We start from the raw sequence: 16191 nt of genomic DNA, 5'->3' as shown, positions 1-16191 counted from the left end.
CGGTTCATGCATACGACAGCATGGGCGGCGTATCGAGCGATCATTGGACGGCGCGGACCGTGCGCGCCAGATAGGGCCAGCTTTGTCATGCAGATGTTTCGTTCGCGCGTTGCCGTTTCGCTTGCCGCGCTGGCCGCCCTCTCGGTGACGGCGACGCCGGTCCTGGCGCATGGTCGGGACGGTTGGCGCCCGCACCGCCACTATCGTGGCGGGGGCATCAGCGGCGGCGGCCTGCTTGCGGGTCTGCTGGTCGTTGGCGGTGTGGCGGCACTCGCCAGCAACATCGGCAAGAACGGCGGGGATGAGCGGGATGTCGAACCTGCGCCCTATCGCTATCCCGATGGCGAACAGAACGAAGCCGATGGCGATGCCGAATATGACCACGTCCCTTCGGATAACGGCGGGGCGGTCTATCCGGGCGGCCCGGTTGCCGATGGGGAACATGAAGATACGCAGGACGATGCCGGCTCTGCGCCTGCATCGGGTTCGCTGGGCGCGGCAGTCGATGTGTGCGAAGCGGAACTGGAGAACGGTGACAAGCGTATCGAGTCCGTCGGATCGGTCCGCCGCATCGGTGAGCGCTACAGTGTGGAGGGTCTTCTCGAAGACGGGCGCCCCTTTGCCTGCAGCGTCGATGATACGGGGCACGTCCGTTCGATGGCAGTCGATGGGCAGGGCATGATCTGATACCTGCCCCGCCGGCGCTTCATTCGTCGCCCCGGTGCGCAGGCAGACCCAGCGACCAGTGTATGGCTGCCCCTCTGAGGCCAAAGCCGGCGAGCACCGCGATGGACCACGTCAGCTCAGCCGACAGGCCCAGGGCGATGCCGCCCGCTGCGACCACGGCGGCCAGCGCCGCTGCCGTGACATAAAGTTCGGGGCGCATCAGTATCGAAGGCTGGCCGGCCAGCACGTCGCGCACGATCCCGCCGATGCAGCCGGTAATCACGCCCATCAGGATGGCCGGAACCGGGGGCACACCCCAGTGCAGCGCCTTGATCGTGCCGAACACTGCGTAGACCGAAAGGCCCAGCGCGTCGGCCCATTCGAGCAACCGCCCCCGCCACCAGCGCACCGGCGTGAACCACGCTAGCAGGGCGACGGCAATGCAGACCGGGGCAACGAGGGGGTCGCGGACCCAGAAGACCGGAGCGCCGATCAGAAGGTCGCGCAGGGAGCCACCGCCAACGCCGGTGATCAGCGCAAAGAACGCGACGGTGACGAAGGTCTGTCGCAACTGCGCGGCTGCCAGCGCCCCGGTGAGGGCGAACACGGCGATCCCGATCAGGTCTAGCGCAGCGGGCAGGGCGGGCACGGTCGGCGTCATCGTCCGGCTCTATCGCATGTCCCGATGGTGGGAAAGTCGCGGCGTCGGTCAGGGGAGCATGATGACGCGGCCGAAAGGATGCCCTTCGGCTACGAAGCGGTGCGCCGCCACGGCGTCGGCCAGCGCGAACTCCTGCGCTATCGGCATCTTCAGGCTCCCCGAGCCTACACGGGCCACCAGATCCGCCAGCAGGGCGTGGACGCGGGGCGTGTGCATGTCGCGACCGAATGAAATGCCCGTGACCTGCATGGCCTTGCGGATCAGCTCGAAGAACCCGAAGCTGGGCAACGTCCCTTCCGCAGCGCCGATCACGGCATAACGACCGTGGCCGCGCAAGGCATCGACAAGCGCGTCCTTGCCTGCACCGCCGGCCAGGTCGAGGACGAGATCCACGCCCTTGCCGGCGGTGATGTCGCGGCACCGCGCGGCGATGTCCTCGCTTCGGTAATCGATGCCGTGCTTCAGGCCGAACGGTTCAAGCAGGCCGAGGCGTTCGGGGCTGGACGCCGTGCCGATCAATACTGCCCCGGCCTGCGCCGCCAGTTGCACCGCCGCCAGCCCCACGCCGCCCGCTGCGCCCTGCACCAGTACCGTCTCGCCCGGCTGCAGTCCGCCATATGTGAACAGCGCATCATAGGCGGTTCCGAATGCGATGGGGACGACTGCCGCCAGCGCGAGATCCATGTCCGTTGGCACGGGGTAGGCGTACCTTTCGGGCACGGCGAACAGTTGCGCGTGGCTGCCGCTCCAGTTGAAGCCGACGACCCTGTCGCCCGCCTTGAAGCGCGTGACCTGCGGTCCCGTTTCCAGCACGGTCCCGGCGGCCTGGTAGCCGGGGATGAAGGGTGTGTGTGCGGGCGGCGTGTGGATGCGGTTGAGCAGATCGCCCCCCTCGATGGAGATCACTTCAACCCCGATGAGCACGGTATCCGGGCCGACTGCGGGATCAGGCAGTTCGCCATGGCTCATCACTTCGGGACCGCCGTTCCGGGTGTACGATACCGCCTTCATTCCACGCTCTCCCAAAGGCCCGCCGATGCCCGTCGCCGCCGGTTGTGCCAGACGTCCCGATCGGAGTGCATCTGGTCAATCGGACAGGGCAGGTGCGTCCGCCACGGTGATGGAGGCGGTGCCGTCCGCCCAGACCGGCAGGTACAGGCCGCGGCCCGCCGCCTTGATCCGGCCGGTGCGCGTACTGGTGATCCGGGCGCTGATGGTCAGCCCGTTTTCATGCCTGTTCCTGATTGCACGATCGATCTTGCCGAGCAGCTTGTTGTAGTCGTTCTCGAAGTTCTGGGCGAGAGCACCCGCGATCGTCGCGTTCATCCCCGGCGTGTTGGCCAGGCGCAGGATCAGGTCTCCACCGCGCATGTCGGTGGTGCCGGTCACTTCGAACTGGTCGAAGGTGATCCGCCGCGAATTCTCCGCGTTCACGGGGACGCCTGTCATCCAGACGGTGCCTTTCGTCGCGCCCACGCGATTCGCCTCGTCACGGGCGGTGAACGTCACGCCCACGGCGATGCGCCCCCCGGTCGTGCCATACACATCCACGGCATGGAAGTCTGCACGGACCGGGCCGGCACCGGGCACCGTGAACGGCTTTGCCGAGCGCTTGCGCAGAGCCTTGGCCAGGACCGGCTCCAGTTCGCGATAGTCGGCGACCACTGGAATGAAGAGGGCCAGCCGCCCGGCCTGCGCCTCCAGTGGCTTGACCGCCGGAAGGGGCGTGGGGGCAGGATTGCCCGGTCGCTTGCCCACGAACGTCTCGGTCACCGCCCTTACGCCCAGGCGCATCACGAGCCGTTTGCCGTCCAGATCATAACCGCCGTATTGCAGTTCGGTGGGTTTCACCCGCATCCAGACCGGCGGCTTATCGCGATTGAGCGACAGAGTGGTGAATGCGGCCCGCCACGCGGCTTCGACCTGCTTGCGCAGTTCCAGCCGACCCAACTGCCCGGGCAGTTCCCGTTCGAGTTTCGCGATGACCGGGGCCAGCTTGCGGTCTGCCTGCTCGGTAAGATCGACGCGCTGGCCAAGAAACTGCACATGGGGCGCGTTGGTCCACTCATACCTGATGTCCACCTTGCCACGTGGTGTCCAGTCGGGGGCAAGGGTAATGCGGATCGTGGCGTGGGCTATAGCGTCGGCCGTGGCGGTTTCGCGCTTCAGTATGCCGCCGACATCCTCGGCGTGAAGCACGGCATGGAGGGGCATGGTCAGGCGAATTTCCTTCCCCTTGCCTGCAAATTCCATCGAACCGTGGGAGACCTGACCGACAATGCGGCATTTGAGGCGCGGCGTCTTGACCCTGGCGATCCCCAAATCAACCTCTTTGGACTTGACGCAAGTCTGATCCGGTTTGTCGACCGTCCACAAGACGCGAGGAATTTCCCTGTCCAGCGCCTTGGCAAGTTCAGTCAGATCGGCGACCAAGGGTACTGTCAGCAGCGAAGCCTGCGGTTCGATGATGATGGCGTCGTTCGCGCGGGGTGGCGGTTGCGTGCGATCCCGCTTGCAGGCTGTGAGTGCGAGGGAGGCTGTCATGACAAGCAGAGCAAAGCGCATACCCATGCGTGGAACATCCCGTGAAACGCCGTTGTGCGAAAAATCACGAAGCGCTCGCCGGTTCCGCGGAGTGGGCGTGCATGAGGCCGGGTCAGACCGCATCTCCCCTCCGACGAGTCGCACGCATCGCAGCTTGCACTGCGGGCTGAGCCCTTCGATAACGAAAAGAAAGTTGGCCAAAACATTGCACGCGGGTTAACAAACTACCCGATTTCCGCCAATTTCCGCGCGCTATTGAAATTGCGAACTATTATCAAAGAAAAGCTGGACGTTTGTCGCCTTTGCCGGTTGCAATGCCTTTGCAACGGGCGTAGGGCCGCGTTCGCAACACCGGCACCTGCCATTTGCGGGATTAGCGCAGGCCGCCTTGAAGTCCGAGAAATCCCGCCCTTGGGAAGGACACGAACGGATCATGGCTCGTAAGAAGATTGCCCTTATCGGCGCCGGCAACATCGGCGGCACTCTGGCGCACCTCGCGGCGCAGAAGGAACTGGGCGACATCGTCCTGTTCGACGTTGCCGAAGGCCTGCCGCAGGGCAAGGCTCTCGATCTTTCGCAGTGCGGTCCCGTCGAAGGTTTCGATGCCAAGATCACCGGCACCAATGACTATGCGGACATTGCGGGCGCCGACGTCATCATCGTCACCGCCGGTGTGGCTCGCAAGCCCGGCATGAGCCGCGACGACCTGCTCGGCATCAACCTCAAGGTGATGAAGTCTGTCGGCGAAGGCATTGCCGCCAACGCTCCCGATGCATTCGTGATCTGCATCACCAACCCGCTCGACGCGATGGTCTGGGCGCTGCGCGAATTCTCGGGCCTGCCGCACAACAAGGTTGTTGGCATGGCTGGCGTGCTCGACTCGGCCCGCTTCTCGACCTTCCTTGCGTGGGAGTTCGGCGTTTCGATCCGTGACGTGAACACCTTCGTGCTCGGCGGCCACGGCGACACCATGGTCCCGGTCGTGCAGTATTCGACCGTCAACGGCATCCCGGTTCCGGACCTCATCAAGCAGGGCCGCACCACTCAGGAAAAGATCGACGCGATCGTGCAGCGCACCCGTTCGGGCGGCGGCGAGATCGTTGGCCTGCTCAAGACCGGCTCGGCCTTCTACGCCCCCGCCGCCTCGGGCATCGCCATGGCCGAAGCCTACCTCAACGACCAGAAGCGCATCCTGCCCGTGGCCGCCTATGTCGATGGCCAGTACGGCGTTGACGGCCTCTACGTCGGCGTTCCGGCGATCATCGGCGCGAACGGCGTCGAGGAAGTCATCGAGATCGAACTGGACGGCGAGGCGAAGGCCAACCTCCAGGTCTCGGTCGATGCTGTGAAGGAACTGCTGGTTGCCTGCAAGGGCATCGACAGCACGCTCGCCTGAGCAATGAATATCCGCCCTCCCGCTGCCTGTCGCGATTGCAGGTGGCAGGAGGGCAAAACAGTTTCTTGGAACTCTCCCGGCCTTCTCCGGCTGCTTCCACGATCAGGAACAGGAAAACCGATGTCGATCCTCGTTAACAAGAACACCAAGGTCATCACCCAGGGTATGACCGGCGCCACCGGTAGCTTCCACACCCAGGCTGCGCTGGATTACGGCACGCAGATGGTCGCGGGCGTGACCCCCGGCAAGGGCGGCACCGAGCACCTCGGTCTGCCCCAGTTCAACTCGGTCCACGAAGCCAAGGCGGCCACAGGCGCCACCGCATCGTGCGTCTACGTGCCGCCGTTCGGTGCCGCCGATGCCATCCTTGAGGCGATCGACGCTGAAATCGAGCTGATCATCTGCATCACCGAAGGCATCCCCGTCCTCGACATGGTGCCGGTGAAGCGCGCGCTTGTCGGTTCGAAGTCGCGCCTGATCGGCCCGAACTGCCCCGGCGTGCTGACGCCGAACCAGTGCAAGATCGGCATCATGCCCGGCAACATCTTCTCCGAAGGTTCGGTCGGCGTCGTGTCGCGCTCGGGTACGCTGACCTATGAAGCCGTGTTCCAGACCACGAACGCGGGCCTTGGTCAGACCACCGCAGTCGGCATCGGCGGCGACCCGGTCAACGGCACCAACTTCATCGACGTCCTCGAACTGTTCCTGGCGGACGAAGAAACCAAGTCGATCATCATGATCGGCGAAATCGGCGGTTCGGCCGAAGAAGAAGCGGCCCAGTTCCTCAAGGACGAAGCCAAGCGCGGCCGTCGCAAGCCGATGGCGGGCTTCATCGCCGGACGCACGGCTCCTCCGGGCCGTCGCATGGGCCACGCAGGTGCCATCGTCTCGGGCGGCCAGGGCGGCGCCGAGGACAAGATCGCGGCGATGGAAGAGGCCGGCATCAAGGTCTCGTCCAGCCCCTCGCTGCTGGGTGAGACCCTGGTGGAAGCCATCAAGGCCTTCGCCTGACACCACAGGTGCAACGGGGCGGCGCGTTCTTCGGAAACCGTGCCGCCCCGGAGCGCTTACCATGACGCGCCAGGGGTATTCGGTCCCGGCGTGATTACCGAGCGGACTAGCGGCCCTCCCTCCCCGGAAAGCCCCGTCAGCCCGCCCATTCCAAAGACGCCGGACGGCAAGCGTCCGACGCGGCGATAGGTGACTCCTATGGGCGACGAGAGTTTCGATTTCACCCCCGATGCGGCTCTGGACGAAGTTCAGGCCGGTCCCAGCTGGCAGCGCGGCAACTGGCCGCTGGTCGGCGGCGACGCTGAGGACGACTGGACGCAGGGCCTCGATCCCACCGTCCTGAAGGCCGAGATCAAGAAGGCCGCTGCCAAGGGCGGCGCGCCGACCGACCAGGCTCGCATCGACGAAGCGGCGGCGGACGCTATCCGCGCGATGATGCTGATCCGCACCTATCGCGTGCGCGGGCACCTCGCGGCGGACCTCGATCCGCTGGGCTTGAACCAGCGCAAGCTACCTGCCGACCTGACCCCGGAATACCACGGCTTCGCCGGCGCCGCGCAGGACCGCAAGGTCTATGTCGGCGGCGCACTGGGCCTTGAGTGGACGACCGTTCGCGAGATCGTGCAGATCCTGCGCGCAAACTACTGCGGCAAGGTCGGCCTCGAATACATGCACATCGCGGACACCGACGAACGCCGGTTCCTGCAGGATCGCATGGAAGGCGCCGACAAGGAAATCGACTTCACGCCCGAAGGCAAGAAGGCGATCCTCGCAGCCGTCGTCCGCGGCGAGCAGTACGAGAAGTTCCTCGGCAAGAAGTACGTCGGGACCAAGCGCTTCGGCCTCGACGGCGGCGAGTCGATGATCCCGGCGCTTGAAGCCGTGATCAAGTACGGCGGCCAACTCGGCGTTAAGGAGATCGTCTATGGCATGGCCCACCGTGGCCGCCTGAACGTCCTGTCGAACGTCCTTGCCAAGCCTTACAAGGTTATCTTCCACGAATTCTCGGGCGGAACCGCCAATCCCGAGGACGTGGGTGGCTCGGGCGACGTCAAGTACCACCTGGGTACCTCGGCCGACCGCGAGTTCGACGGCATCAAGGTGCACATGAGCCTGATGCCGAACCCGTCGCACCTGGAAACGGTGGACCCGGTCGTGCTCGGCAAGGTTCGCGCCTACCAGCAGATCGCGGACGACATCGGCGACGATATCGGTCCGGGCGGCAAGCACAAGCAGGTGCTGCCTGTGCTCATCCACGGTGACGCGGCTTTTGCCGGCCAGGGCATCATCTGGGAGTGCTTCGGCCTCTCGGGCGTGAAGGGCTACAACACCGGCGGTTGCATCCACTTCATCATCAACAACCAGATCGGCTTCACGACCAGCCCGCAGTTCGCGCGCAACTCGCCGTATCCCTCGGACGTCGCCAAGGGCGTTCAGGCGCCGATCCTGCACGTCAACGGTGACGATCCGGCGGCGGTGACCTTCGCGTGCAAGCTGGCGATCGACTATCGCCAGACCTTTGGCCGCGACATCGTGATCGACATGTGGTGCTACCGCCGCTTCGGCCACAACGAGGGCGACGAGCCCGGCTTCACGCAGCCGCTGATGTACCAGAAGATCCGCCAGCACCCGCCGGTCAGCAAGATCTACGGTGACAAGCTGAAGGCCGAGGGCGTCATCGACGACACCTTCCTGCCCCAGACCGAGGCGGCTTTCACCGCCCATCTGGAGGAAGAGTTCGAGGCGGCCAAGACCTACAAGTCGAACCAGGCAGACTGGTTCGGCGGTCAGTGGAGCGGCTTCCACAAGCCCGCCGACCCGGAAACCGCGCGCCGCAACGTCGAGACCAAGATCGAGCCGAAGCTGTTCGAGAGCCTGGGCCGGACACTGACGACTGTCCCTGTGGACTTCACCGTCCACAAGACGCTGGCCCGCGTGCTCGCTGCCAAGGAAGAGATGTTCAAGTCGGGCGAGGGCTTCGACTGGGCCACGGCGGAGGCGCTGGCCTTCGGCAGCCTCGTCTCGGAAGGCTACGGCGTTCGTCTGTCGGGCCAGGACTGCGGTCGCGGCACGTTCTCGCAGCGTCACGCAGTCTGGACCGACCAGACCAACGAAAACAAGTACGTGGCACTCACGACGCTGCCACATGGTCGCTTCGAGGTGCTGGATTCGACGCTTTCGGAATACGGCGTGCTCGGGTTCGAGTACGGCTACGCCAGTGCGGATCCCAAGACGCTGGTGCTGTGGGAAGCGCAGTTCGGCGACTTCGCCAATGGCGCGCAGATCGTCATCGACCAGTACGTCGCATCGGCGGAGTCGAAGTGGCTGCGTGCGAACGGCCTCGTCATGCTGCTGCCGCACGGCTATGAAGGCCAGGGGCCGGAGCACTCGTCGGCGCGCCTGGAACGTTACTTGCAGCTTTGCGCGCAGGACAACATCCAGGTCTGCAACATCACCAGCCCGGCGAACTACTTCCACGTCCTGCGTCGCCAGATGCGCCGTCCGTTCCGCAAGCCGCTGGTCATCATGACTCCCAAGTCGCTGCTGCGCCATCCGCTGGCCAAGTCTTCGGCGCAGGAGTTCCTCGAAGGCGACTTCAAGCGCATCCTCCCCGACCCCCGCGGTTCGGCGGACGAAGCGACCAAGAAGGTCGTGCTGTGTTCGGGCAAGGTCTTCTACGATCTGCTCGAAGCGCGCGACGCCGCCGAGATCGACGATACCCAGATCATCCGCCTCGAGCAGCTCTATCCCTTCCCGGGTGAGCCGCTGGCGGCACGCCTGTCGCGCATGCCGAAACTTGAAGAGGTCGTCTGGTGCCAGGAAGAGCCGAAGAACAACGGCTCGTGGTTCTTCGTCGAGCCTCTGATCGAGGAAGCCGCCAAGGAAGCGGGCGTTTCCGCCCCGCGTCCCCGCTATGCCGGCCGCTCGGCCTCGGCCTCGCCGGCCACCGGCCTCGCCAAGCGCCACACCGCCGAACAGGCGGCACTGGTTGCCGATGCGCTGCATCTTTCCGTTCGTTCCGAACTCCGTCGCAAGCAGAAGGCTTGAGATAAATCATGACCACCGAAGTCAAGGTCCCCGTTCTTGGGGAATCCGTCGCCGAAGCCACCATCGGCCAGTGGCTGAAGCAGCCCGGCGAAGCCGTCGCCGCTGACGAGCCCATTGCCAGCCTCGAAACCGACAAGGTTGCGATCGACGTCATGGCGCCGCACGCCGGTGTCCTGGGCCAGCAGCTGGCCAAGGAAGGTGACACCGTCACCGTCGGCGCGCTGATCGCGACGATCGAGGAAGGCGCTGGCGGCGCCGCAGCGAAGCCTGCCGCAGCGGCTCCCGCTGCTGCCGCATCGGCACCCACTGCCAATCCGGCCCCGACGCCTTCGCCGGCCCCGGCGGCAGAGGAAGCCTCGGCAGGTTCGTCGGTCCTGTCGCCGGCGGTGCGCCGCGCGATCCTGGAGCACGGCATCGATCCTGCGACCATCAAGGGCACCGGCAAGGATGGCCGCATCACCAAGGACGACGTCCTTGAGGCTGCCAAGAACAAGCCGGCTTCGGCTGCTCCTGCCGCTTCGGCTCCCGCCGCTGCCGCTGCACCTGCCGGGCGCAACGAAGAGCGCGTGAAGATGACGCGCCTGCGCCAGACGATCGCCAAGCGCCTGAAGTCCGCGCAAGACAACGCCGCGCTGCTCACCACCTTCAACGACGTCGACATGTCGGCCGTCATCGAAGCGCGTGAGAAGTACAAGGACGTGTTCCAGAAGAAGCACGGCATCAAGCTGGGCTTCATGTCGTTCTTCGCCAAGGCTTCGGTCCTGGCGCTGAAGGACATTCCGGCAGTCAACGCGCAGATCGACGGCGACGAGATCGTCTACCACGACTACGTCGATATCTCGGTTGCCGTTTCGGCTCCCAACGGTCTGGTCGTCCCGGTCGTGAAGGACTGCGACAAGCTGGGCTTCGCCGGGATCGAAAAGGCCATCGCGAACTTCGGCAAGAAGGCGAAGGAAGGCACGCTGACCATGGCCGACATGGCGGGCGGCACCTTCACCATCTCGAACGGCGGTGTGTTCGGTGGGCTCATGTCCACCCCGATCATCAACCCGCCGCAGTCGGCGGTGTTGGGCCTTCACCGCATCGAGGACCGCGCCGTGGTGCGTAACGGCGAGATCGTGATCCGCCCGATGATGTACATCGCGCTGTCCTACGATCACCGCATCATCGACGGTCGCGAGGCGGTCACCGCGCTCAAGACCATCAAGGAAGCGATCGAGGATCCCACGCGTCTCCTGATCGACCTCTGAGACCAGAAAGCCCCGCCCGCCCCCGATAAGGTCGGGCGGGGTTTTCACTTGCGCTGAAACGATTAATTACCGCTCGTGTCTGTTGTGTGCGAAACACGAGCGTGAGGAGGCCTTGAAATGGCTGATTACGACTACGACGTCCTTGTCATCGGTGCCGGCCCCGGCGGTTATGTCGCGGCGATCCGCGCGGCACAGCTGGGCCTGAAGACTGCCTGCGCCGAAGGGCGCGAGACGCTGGGCGGAACCTGCCTCAACGTCGGCTGCATCCCGTCGAAGGCGCTGCTGCACGCTTCGGAATACTTCGAAGCCGCCAAGGGCGGTGCGATGGCGGCGATGGGCATCAAGGTCACGCCCGAGCTTGACCTGCCCACCATGCAGAGTCAGCGCGTTGACGCGATTAAGGGCCTGACCGGCGGCATCGAATACCTGTTCAAGAAGAACAAGGTCGACTGGCTGAAGGGTTACGCCCAGTTCAAGGACGCGCACAGCGTTGAAGTGGCGGGCAAGACCGTCACTGCCAAGAACATCGTCATTGCCACCGGTTCGTCGGTCACGCCGCTGCCCGGCGTCGAGATCGACAACGAAGGCGGCGTGGTGGTCGACTCCACTGGCGCGCTGGAACTGGCTTCGGTGCCGAAGAAGATGGTCGTGATCGGCGGCGGCGTGATCGGCCTGGAACTGGGTTCGGTGTGGCGTCGTCTCGGCGCGGAAGTGACTGTGGTCGAGTTCCTCGACCAGTTGCTGCCCGGCATGGACGGCGACGTGCGCAAGGAAGCCGCCAAGATCTTCAAGAAGCAGGGCATGACCCTGAAGCTGGGCACCAAGGTCACCGGCGTGACTGTTGAAGGCAAGAGCGCCAAGGTCACCGTCGAGCCTGCCGCGGGCGGCGATGCGGAAGTGATCGAGGCGGACGTGGTGCTCGTGTCGATCGGCCGCAAGCCGAACACCGAGGGTCTGGGCCTCGACAAGATCGGCCTTGAGCTGAACCAGCGCAGCCAGATCGAAACCGACCATGACTTCGCCACCAAGGTGGACGGCGTCTGGGCCATCGGCGACGTGATCCCCGGCCCGATGCTGGCGCACAAGGCCGAAGACGAAGGCATCGCCGTTGCCGAGAACATCGCAGGGCTGACCGGCATCGTGAACCACGATGTCATCCCCGGCGTGGTCTACACCCAGCCCGAAATCGCGGGCGTGGGCCTGACCGAGGAAGCTGCCAAGGAGCGCGGCGCGATCAAGGTCGGCAAGTTCCCGATGCTGGCTAACTCGCGCGCAAAGACCAACCACGAGCCGGATGGCTTCGTTAAGGTCATCGCCGATGCCGAGACGGACCGCGTGCTCGGCGTGTGGTGCATCGCTTCAGTGGCGGGCACGATGATCGGTCAGGCGGCGCAGGCAATGGAGTTCGGCGCGACGTCGGAAGACATTGCGTATACCTGCCACGCGCATCCGACGCATTCCGAAGCGATCAAGGAAGCGGCAATGGCCGTCACCGGCAAGCCGATCCACATCTGATCGGCCTTATCACAGGCATATGAAAAGGGCCGGTGCGCAAGCGCCGGCCCTTTTTCCATGTCCGCGTCGAGCGGTTCAGAGCGTAAGGCGGCGTTTCACGGCAGCGGCCATGCGGCGGTCCAGATGGCCGCAGATGCCGAGCCAGCGTGCCCGTTCGGCCATGTCTCCACGGGCATGAGCGGCTTCCGCTTCGGCCCGGGCCTGGTCGGCGGAAGACAGGCCGTGGCGGGCGAAATGCATCAGAGCTTCGGCAATGCCTGCATCGATCGCAGGGGTGGCGAGCGCGGGCACTTCGGCTGCAATCGTCCGCAAGGTGCTGCGAAGGTACGCATGATTGTCATTGGCCGCGCCCAGCGGCGCGCCGGTGCAGAGCACTCCGGCTATGGCCGGCATCGTCCCGTTCATGGCGGCGGCGAAGCGGATGGTCATGGTTGCGGATACTCTCTTGTTCGATCGGGGGGCGACGTGTTGCCAGCAGTCATACCCCCAAGGGCGCTAAGGCATCATGAGAGGACGTGGTTTCCAAAGCTTTTATGATATACCTTAGGGATATTCCCCAAGGTGCAGCGGTGCAATCGATTATCTTCAATCGGCGGGCTTGGCGGGGGCATCGGCTAGCCAGCGGCCCGAGTTCGCGTACTCTGCCCGGATGCCCTGAGATGCGGGCAGATTGCGCGCACGATACAGGGTGTCGCCGCCACGCTGCTGCACTTCGGCGGAATACGTGGGTGCGGTTGCTGAAGGGGTCATCGCCGCTACCGGGTCGGGGCTGGTCGGCATGGGCGTGGAAGGCTGCGTCGCCGCGAAGGCACGCTGCACCGCCAGCGGATCGAGCACGGCGGCGGCTGCTGCGGCGTCGACGGTGTCGTCACGGCGGTGCGGGGCTGCCATCGGCTCTCCGCCCAGATAGGCGAAGCGGAAAGTGGCGGGGCTGCCGGCGGCGCCACGAAACGCGTAGAAGCGGTGGGCACCGATGGTGCTGAGGTATTGGAGGCTGGGTGCCCAGTACGGGCTGACCTGAACCGTGTGGTAGTGCGTGGCGAGGCCTACCGGCGCGTAGACATAACCCGCCAGCGCAGCGCGGGCAACATTCTCCGCACGTTCCCAGAACATTCGCTGCGGGCGGCGGGCCAGCGATCCGTCGCAGGTAAAAGAGAACTGGCAGCCGGTCGAGCGCTCGGATCCCTGATAGACGACGCCGCAGACCGTATTGGGATAGGCCGGATGTGCGACACGGTTCAGCACCACCTGCGCCACCGCGCGCTGTCCGGCGTCGGATTCGCTGGCGGCCTCGTAATAGATCGCGGCGGTCATGCACTGCAGCGCGCGCGTGCGATCAACGCCCGAATTGTCGATGTAAAGCGGTCTTGCAACGGACAAGGGGCCGGAAACACGGTCATCCGCATCGGATCGAATGCCTTCGCCGACCTGCAGCGGGTGTTTCTCGGTCTCAAGGTAATAGAAGGCCGAGCCCGGGAAGCTGGCACCTGTCTGCTCGAAAGGCATCGGCAGGGCGTCACTGTCTTGCGGCGTGGCATCGGCGATGGCGAAGCTGCCCCATCCTTCGGGCGCAGCGAACGCAGGCAGGGCGACGGCGGCCAGCGCGGTGACAGCAAGGGTCCAGCGGCGGCGAAGCACGATGGGGCGATGGCCGATGCCGGGTGCCTTGCGCGGATAGCGCGCGGAAAAGTCACGCGGTCGCTGGGCCGTCGCGGGAAACCGCTGATCGATGCCCGAATCCACCGCGGGCGCCGGGGCGGCGTCCTGTTCGGGGTGGATGAGCATTGCGGTCAATGGGAATCCTGTCGAGCGCAAGAGTGCAGCAACGGCCTAGCCGGTGCGCCTGCCTGTTGCATCCGGGCATTCGGCGGCGTCCCGTTGCGGCACAGGAGGAGCCTATATCCTGAAGCCCTTAAGATTTACTTGGAATTGGAGCAATCCATCGCTTGCTTGCCAAGCCGCACGCCCGCCGGTATCCGCGCCCTCACGTCATGGGTGCCCGAAGAGGGCCGAAGAGGGAAGCCGGCTGCGAATGCCGGCGCTGTCCCCGCAACTGTGACCGGGGAGGGCGCTTCCACCATGCCACTGGCCCATGGCCGGGAAGGCGGAACGCGCACCGCAGATCCGGAAGCCAGGAGACCTGCCCACGACAGTCGTTCCGCAGCCGGACGGGGTGTTCCGGGTGCAGCGGGTTCGTGGCGGCAATACCGCGCGCACCTTCCGCCATGAACGGCAATGACGTTCAGGGTCTGGAGGAATACCGCGATGAAGTACCTGTTTCTGCTCGGCACCGCGCTTGCCGTGAGCACACCTGCCTTGGCGGACGACGACGGCATCGTCGTCACCGCTCTGCGCGAACCCACACCTGTCACCCAGGTCGGACAGTCCGTCAGCGTCATTACGCGTGACGAGATCGAGCGGACGCAGGCCACCACGGCCACCGATGTCCTTGCCCGTCTTCCCGGTGTGTCCACGGTGCAGTCCGGCGGCTTCGGCCAGCCTGCCAGCGTCTTCGTGCGGGGCGCGGAAAATGCCCAGTCGCTGGTGCTGATCGACGGCGTGCGCATCAACGATCCGGGCGATGTCGGCGGCGGGTTCGATTTCGGCACGCTGCCCATCGGCCAGTTCGACCGTGTGGAAGTGGTACGTGGATCGTCGGGCGTTCTGTGGGGCAGCCGTGCCGTCGGCGGCGTCATCAACCTCATCACCGCTCGCCCCACCGAAGAGTGGACCGCGCGCGGCCAGGCGGAATACGGCTGGCGCGACCGTCGGCAAGCCAGCGTATCGGCGGCGGGTCTGGTCGGTCCGGTCGGCCTGACGCTTGGCGGCAACTGGATGAAAGGCCATGGATTTTCCGCCTTCAACGAGCGGCGCGGTGCGACGGAGAAGGACGGGTTCGAAAGCAAAGGCGCCAATGCCCGCGCCTCCATCGAACTTGCGCCGGGCCTCTCCGCCGATGCGGGCGGGTTCTATACCAAGGCCAACTACGATTACGACAATACCGGCGCCGATGCGCTGAACGTGGGTATGAAGCGGGACACGCTGGGCTATGCGAACCTGCGCTATGCCGGGCTGGACGGACGGCTCAACGCCCGCGTGGGGTATGGCCTGAACGACAGCCGCCGCATCTCAGACGATGCCGTGTTCGGTCCCTACATCACGAATGGCCGTGCCGAACGGTTCGAAGGGCAGGCCAGCTTCGCGCCGATCGAGGCGGCCTCGATCCTGGTGGGGGGCGAGACCGAAAAGCAGAAGTTCGACGACAACTTCGGGTCCAGAGACTCGACCCGCATCGACAGCCTCTTCGCCAACCTGACGGTGCATCCGCTTGCGGGCCTGACCCTGAACGGTGGCCTGCGATATGACGACAATTCCGATTTCGGCGACAGGACGACGTTCGCGGCCAATGGTGCGTGGGTGATCGGTACCGGAGCGGACGCGCCGATCCTGCGGGCCAGTTATGGAGAGGGGTTCAAGGCTCCGTCGCTGTATCAGCTCTACACCAACGCCGGGTTCCGTTCGCTCGACCCTGAAACCTCAAGGAGCTGGGACGTCGGCGTGGAACAGCCGTTTGCCGCGGGCATGGGGCGGTTCACGCTGACGTATTTCGACCGCCGTACCCGCAATCTCATCGATTACGATCTGGCCAGTTTCAACTACTACAACGTCGGCAAGGCCCGTGCGCAGGGGCTGGAACTGGGCATGCAGGTGATGAACTGGCAGGGCTTCGACCTGAACCTTGCCTATACCTATCTGGACGCGCGCAACACCATCACCGGAACGCGACTGGCCCGGCGACCGCAGAGCAACCTCTACGCAAGCCTCGACAAGGGGTGGGATCTGGGCCTGAAGCTGGGTGCGGACCTGCGCGTTGGCGGCGGACGTTACGACGATACGGCGAACACGCAGTATGTCGATGGTAACCTCGTTGTCGGTGTTCGCGCGGCTTTCGCGGTGACGCCGATGATCGAGGTCTATGGCCGCGTGGAGAACCTGTTCGACGCGCATTACGAGGAAGTGCGCCGCTACGGCACGCCGGGCCGTTCGGCTTATGCCGGGGTGCGCGTAAAGCTGTAATCGGGGCGGGGCGGCCGCAGAGG

Annotated in this window: 12 protein-coding genes and 1 riboswitch; of the genes, 7 read left to right on the top strand and 5 right to left on the bottom strand. The window is 65.1% G+C overall.

Features of this window, described 5'->3' with window-relative positions:
- Nucleotides 1-87 precede the first annotated feature (87 nt).
- The gene (locus GGR40_RS15220) at nt 88-687 is read left to right on the top strand and encodes a hypothetical protein (RefSeq protein WP_429277102.1); all 600 of its coding nucleotides are present in this window, start codon (nt 88-90) and stop codon (nt 685-687) included.
- A gap of 19 nt (nt 688-706) precedes the next feature.
- Here the strand turns inward: GGR40_RS15220 and GGR40_RS15215 are convergent, their stop codons facing one another.
- The 3 genes from GGR40_RS15215 to GGR40_RS15205 all read right to left on the bottom strand — a co-directional run bounded on the left by GGR40_RS15215 (nt 707) and on the right by GGR40_RS15205 (nt 3760).
- A complete protein-coding gene (locus GGR40_RS15215) occupies nt 707-1327 on the bottom strand; it encodes a trimeric intracellular cation channel family protein (protein WP_429277101.1) in 621 nt (206 codons plus the stop codon).
- Between the two features lie 48 nt (nt 1328-1375).
- Nucleotides 1376-2338, bottom strand: coding sequence for a quinone oxidoreductase family protein (locus GGR40_RS15210; protein ID WP_429277100.1), 963 nt, complete (start codon nt 2336-2338; stop codon nt 1376-1378).
- A gap of 75 nt (nt 2339-2413) precedes the next feature.
- Complete coding sequence (locus tag GGR40_RS15205; protein ID WP_429277219.1) at nt 2414-3760, bottom strand: DUF4403 family protein; 1347 nt, start codon at nt 3758-3760, stop codon at nt 2414-2416.
- A 544-nt stretch (nt 3761-4304) separates the two neighbouring features.
- Here GGR40_RS15205 and mdh point away from each other — a divergent pair.
- The 5 genes from mdh to lpdA all read left to right on the top strand — a co-directional run bounded on the left by mdh (nt 4305) and on the right by lpdA (nt 12091).
- Complete coding sequence (gene mdh / locus GGR40_RS15200; RefSeq protein ID WP_429277099.1) at nt 4305-5267, top strand: malate dehydrogenase; 963 nt, start codon at nt 4305-4307, stop codon at nt 5265-5267.
- Between the two features lie 120 nt (nt 5268-5387).
- Complete coding sequence (sucD, locus tag GGR40_RS15195) at nt 5388-6278, top strand: succinate--CoA ligase subunit alpha (protein ID WP_429277098.1); 891 nt, start codon at nt 5388-5390, stop codon at nt 6276-6278.
- Nucleotides 6279-6476: 198 nt separating this feature from the next.
- The gene (locus GGR40_RS15190) at nt 6477-9326 is read left to right on the top strand and encodes a 2-oxoglutarate dehydrogenase E1 component (RefSeq protein ID WP_429277218.1); all 2850 of its coding nucleotides are present in this window, start codon (nt 6477-6479) and stop codon (nt 9324-9326) included.
- Between the two features lie 8 nt (nt 9327-9334).
- Entirely contained in the window at nt 9335-10576 is a 1242-nt protein-coding gene (gene odhB / locus GGR40_RS15185) for a 2-oxoglutarate dehydrogenase complex dihydrolipoyllysine-residue succinyltransferase (protein WP_429277097.1), read from the top strand.
- Between the two features lie 117 nt (nt 10577-10693).
- The gene (gene lpdA, locus GGR40_RS15180) at nt 10694-12091 is read left to right on the top strand and encodes a dihydrolipoyl dehydrogenase (protein WP_429277096.1); all 1398 of its coding nucleotides are present in this window, start codon (nt 10694-10696) and stop codon (nt 12089-12091) included.
- 75 nt (nt 12092-12166) lie between these two features.
- Here lpdA and GGR40_RS15175 read toward each other — a convergent pair whose 3' ends face one another.
- The gene (locus tag GGR40_RS15175) at nt 12167-12520 is read right to left on the bottom strand and encodes a hypothetical protein (protein ID WP_429277095.1); all 354 of its coding nucleotides are present in this window, start codon (nt 12518-12520) and stop codon (nt 12167-12169) included.
- A gap of 156 nt (nt 12521-12676) precedes the next feature.
- Complete coding sequence (locus GGR40_RS15170) at nt 12677-13876, bottom strand: cell wall hydrolase (protein WP_429277217.1); 1200 nt, start codon at nt 13874-13876, stop codon at nt 12677-12679.
- Nucleotides 13877-14072: 196 nt separating this feature from the next.
- A riboswitch (cobalamin riboswitch) is annotated at nt 14073-14253 on the top strand.
- 103 nt (nt 14254-14356) lie between these two features.
- Between GGR40_RS15170 and GGR40_RS15165 the strand changes: the two genes are divergently transcribed.
- Nucleotides 14357-16168 (top strand): TonB-dependent receptor plug domain-containing protein, encoded by a 1812-nt coding sequence (locus GGR40_RS15165; protein ID WP_429277094.1) that lies wholly within the window; start codon nt 14357-14359, stop codon nt 16166-16168.
- The last annotated feature ends 23 nt before the right edge of the window (nt 16169-16191 follow it).

The organism is Novosphingobium gossypii (genome assembly GCF_050433305.1).
GTDB lineage: Bacteria > Pseudomonadota > Alphaproteobacteria > Sphingomonadales > Sphingomonadaceae > Novosphingobium > Novosphingobium gossypii.
The sequence above is the reverse complement of the archived record's forward strand: the minus strand, read 5'-3'. Positions and strand labels throughout refer to the sequence as shown.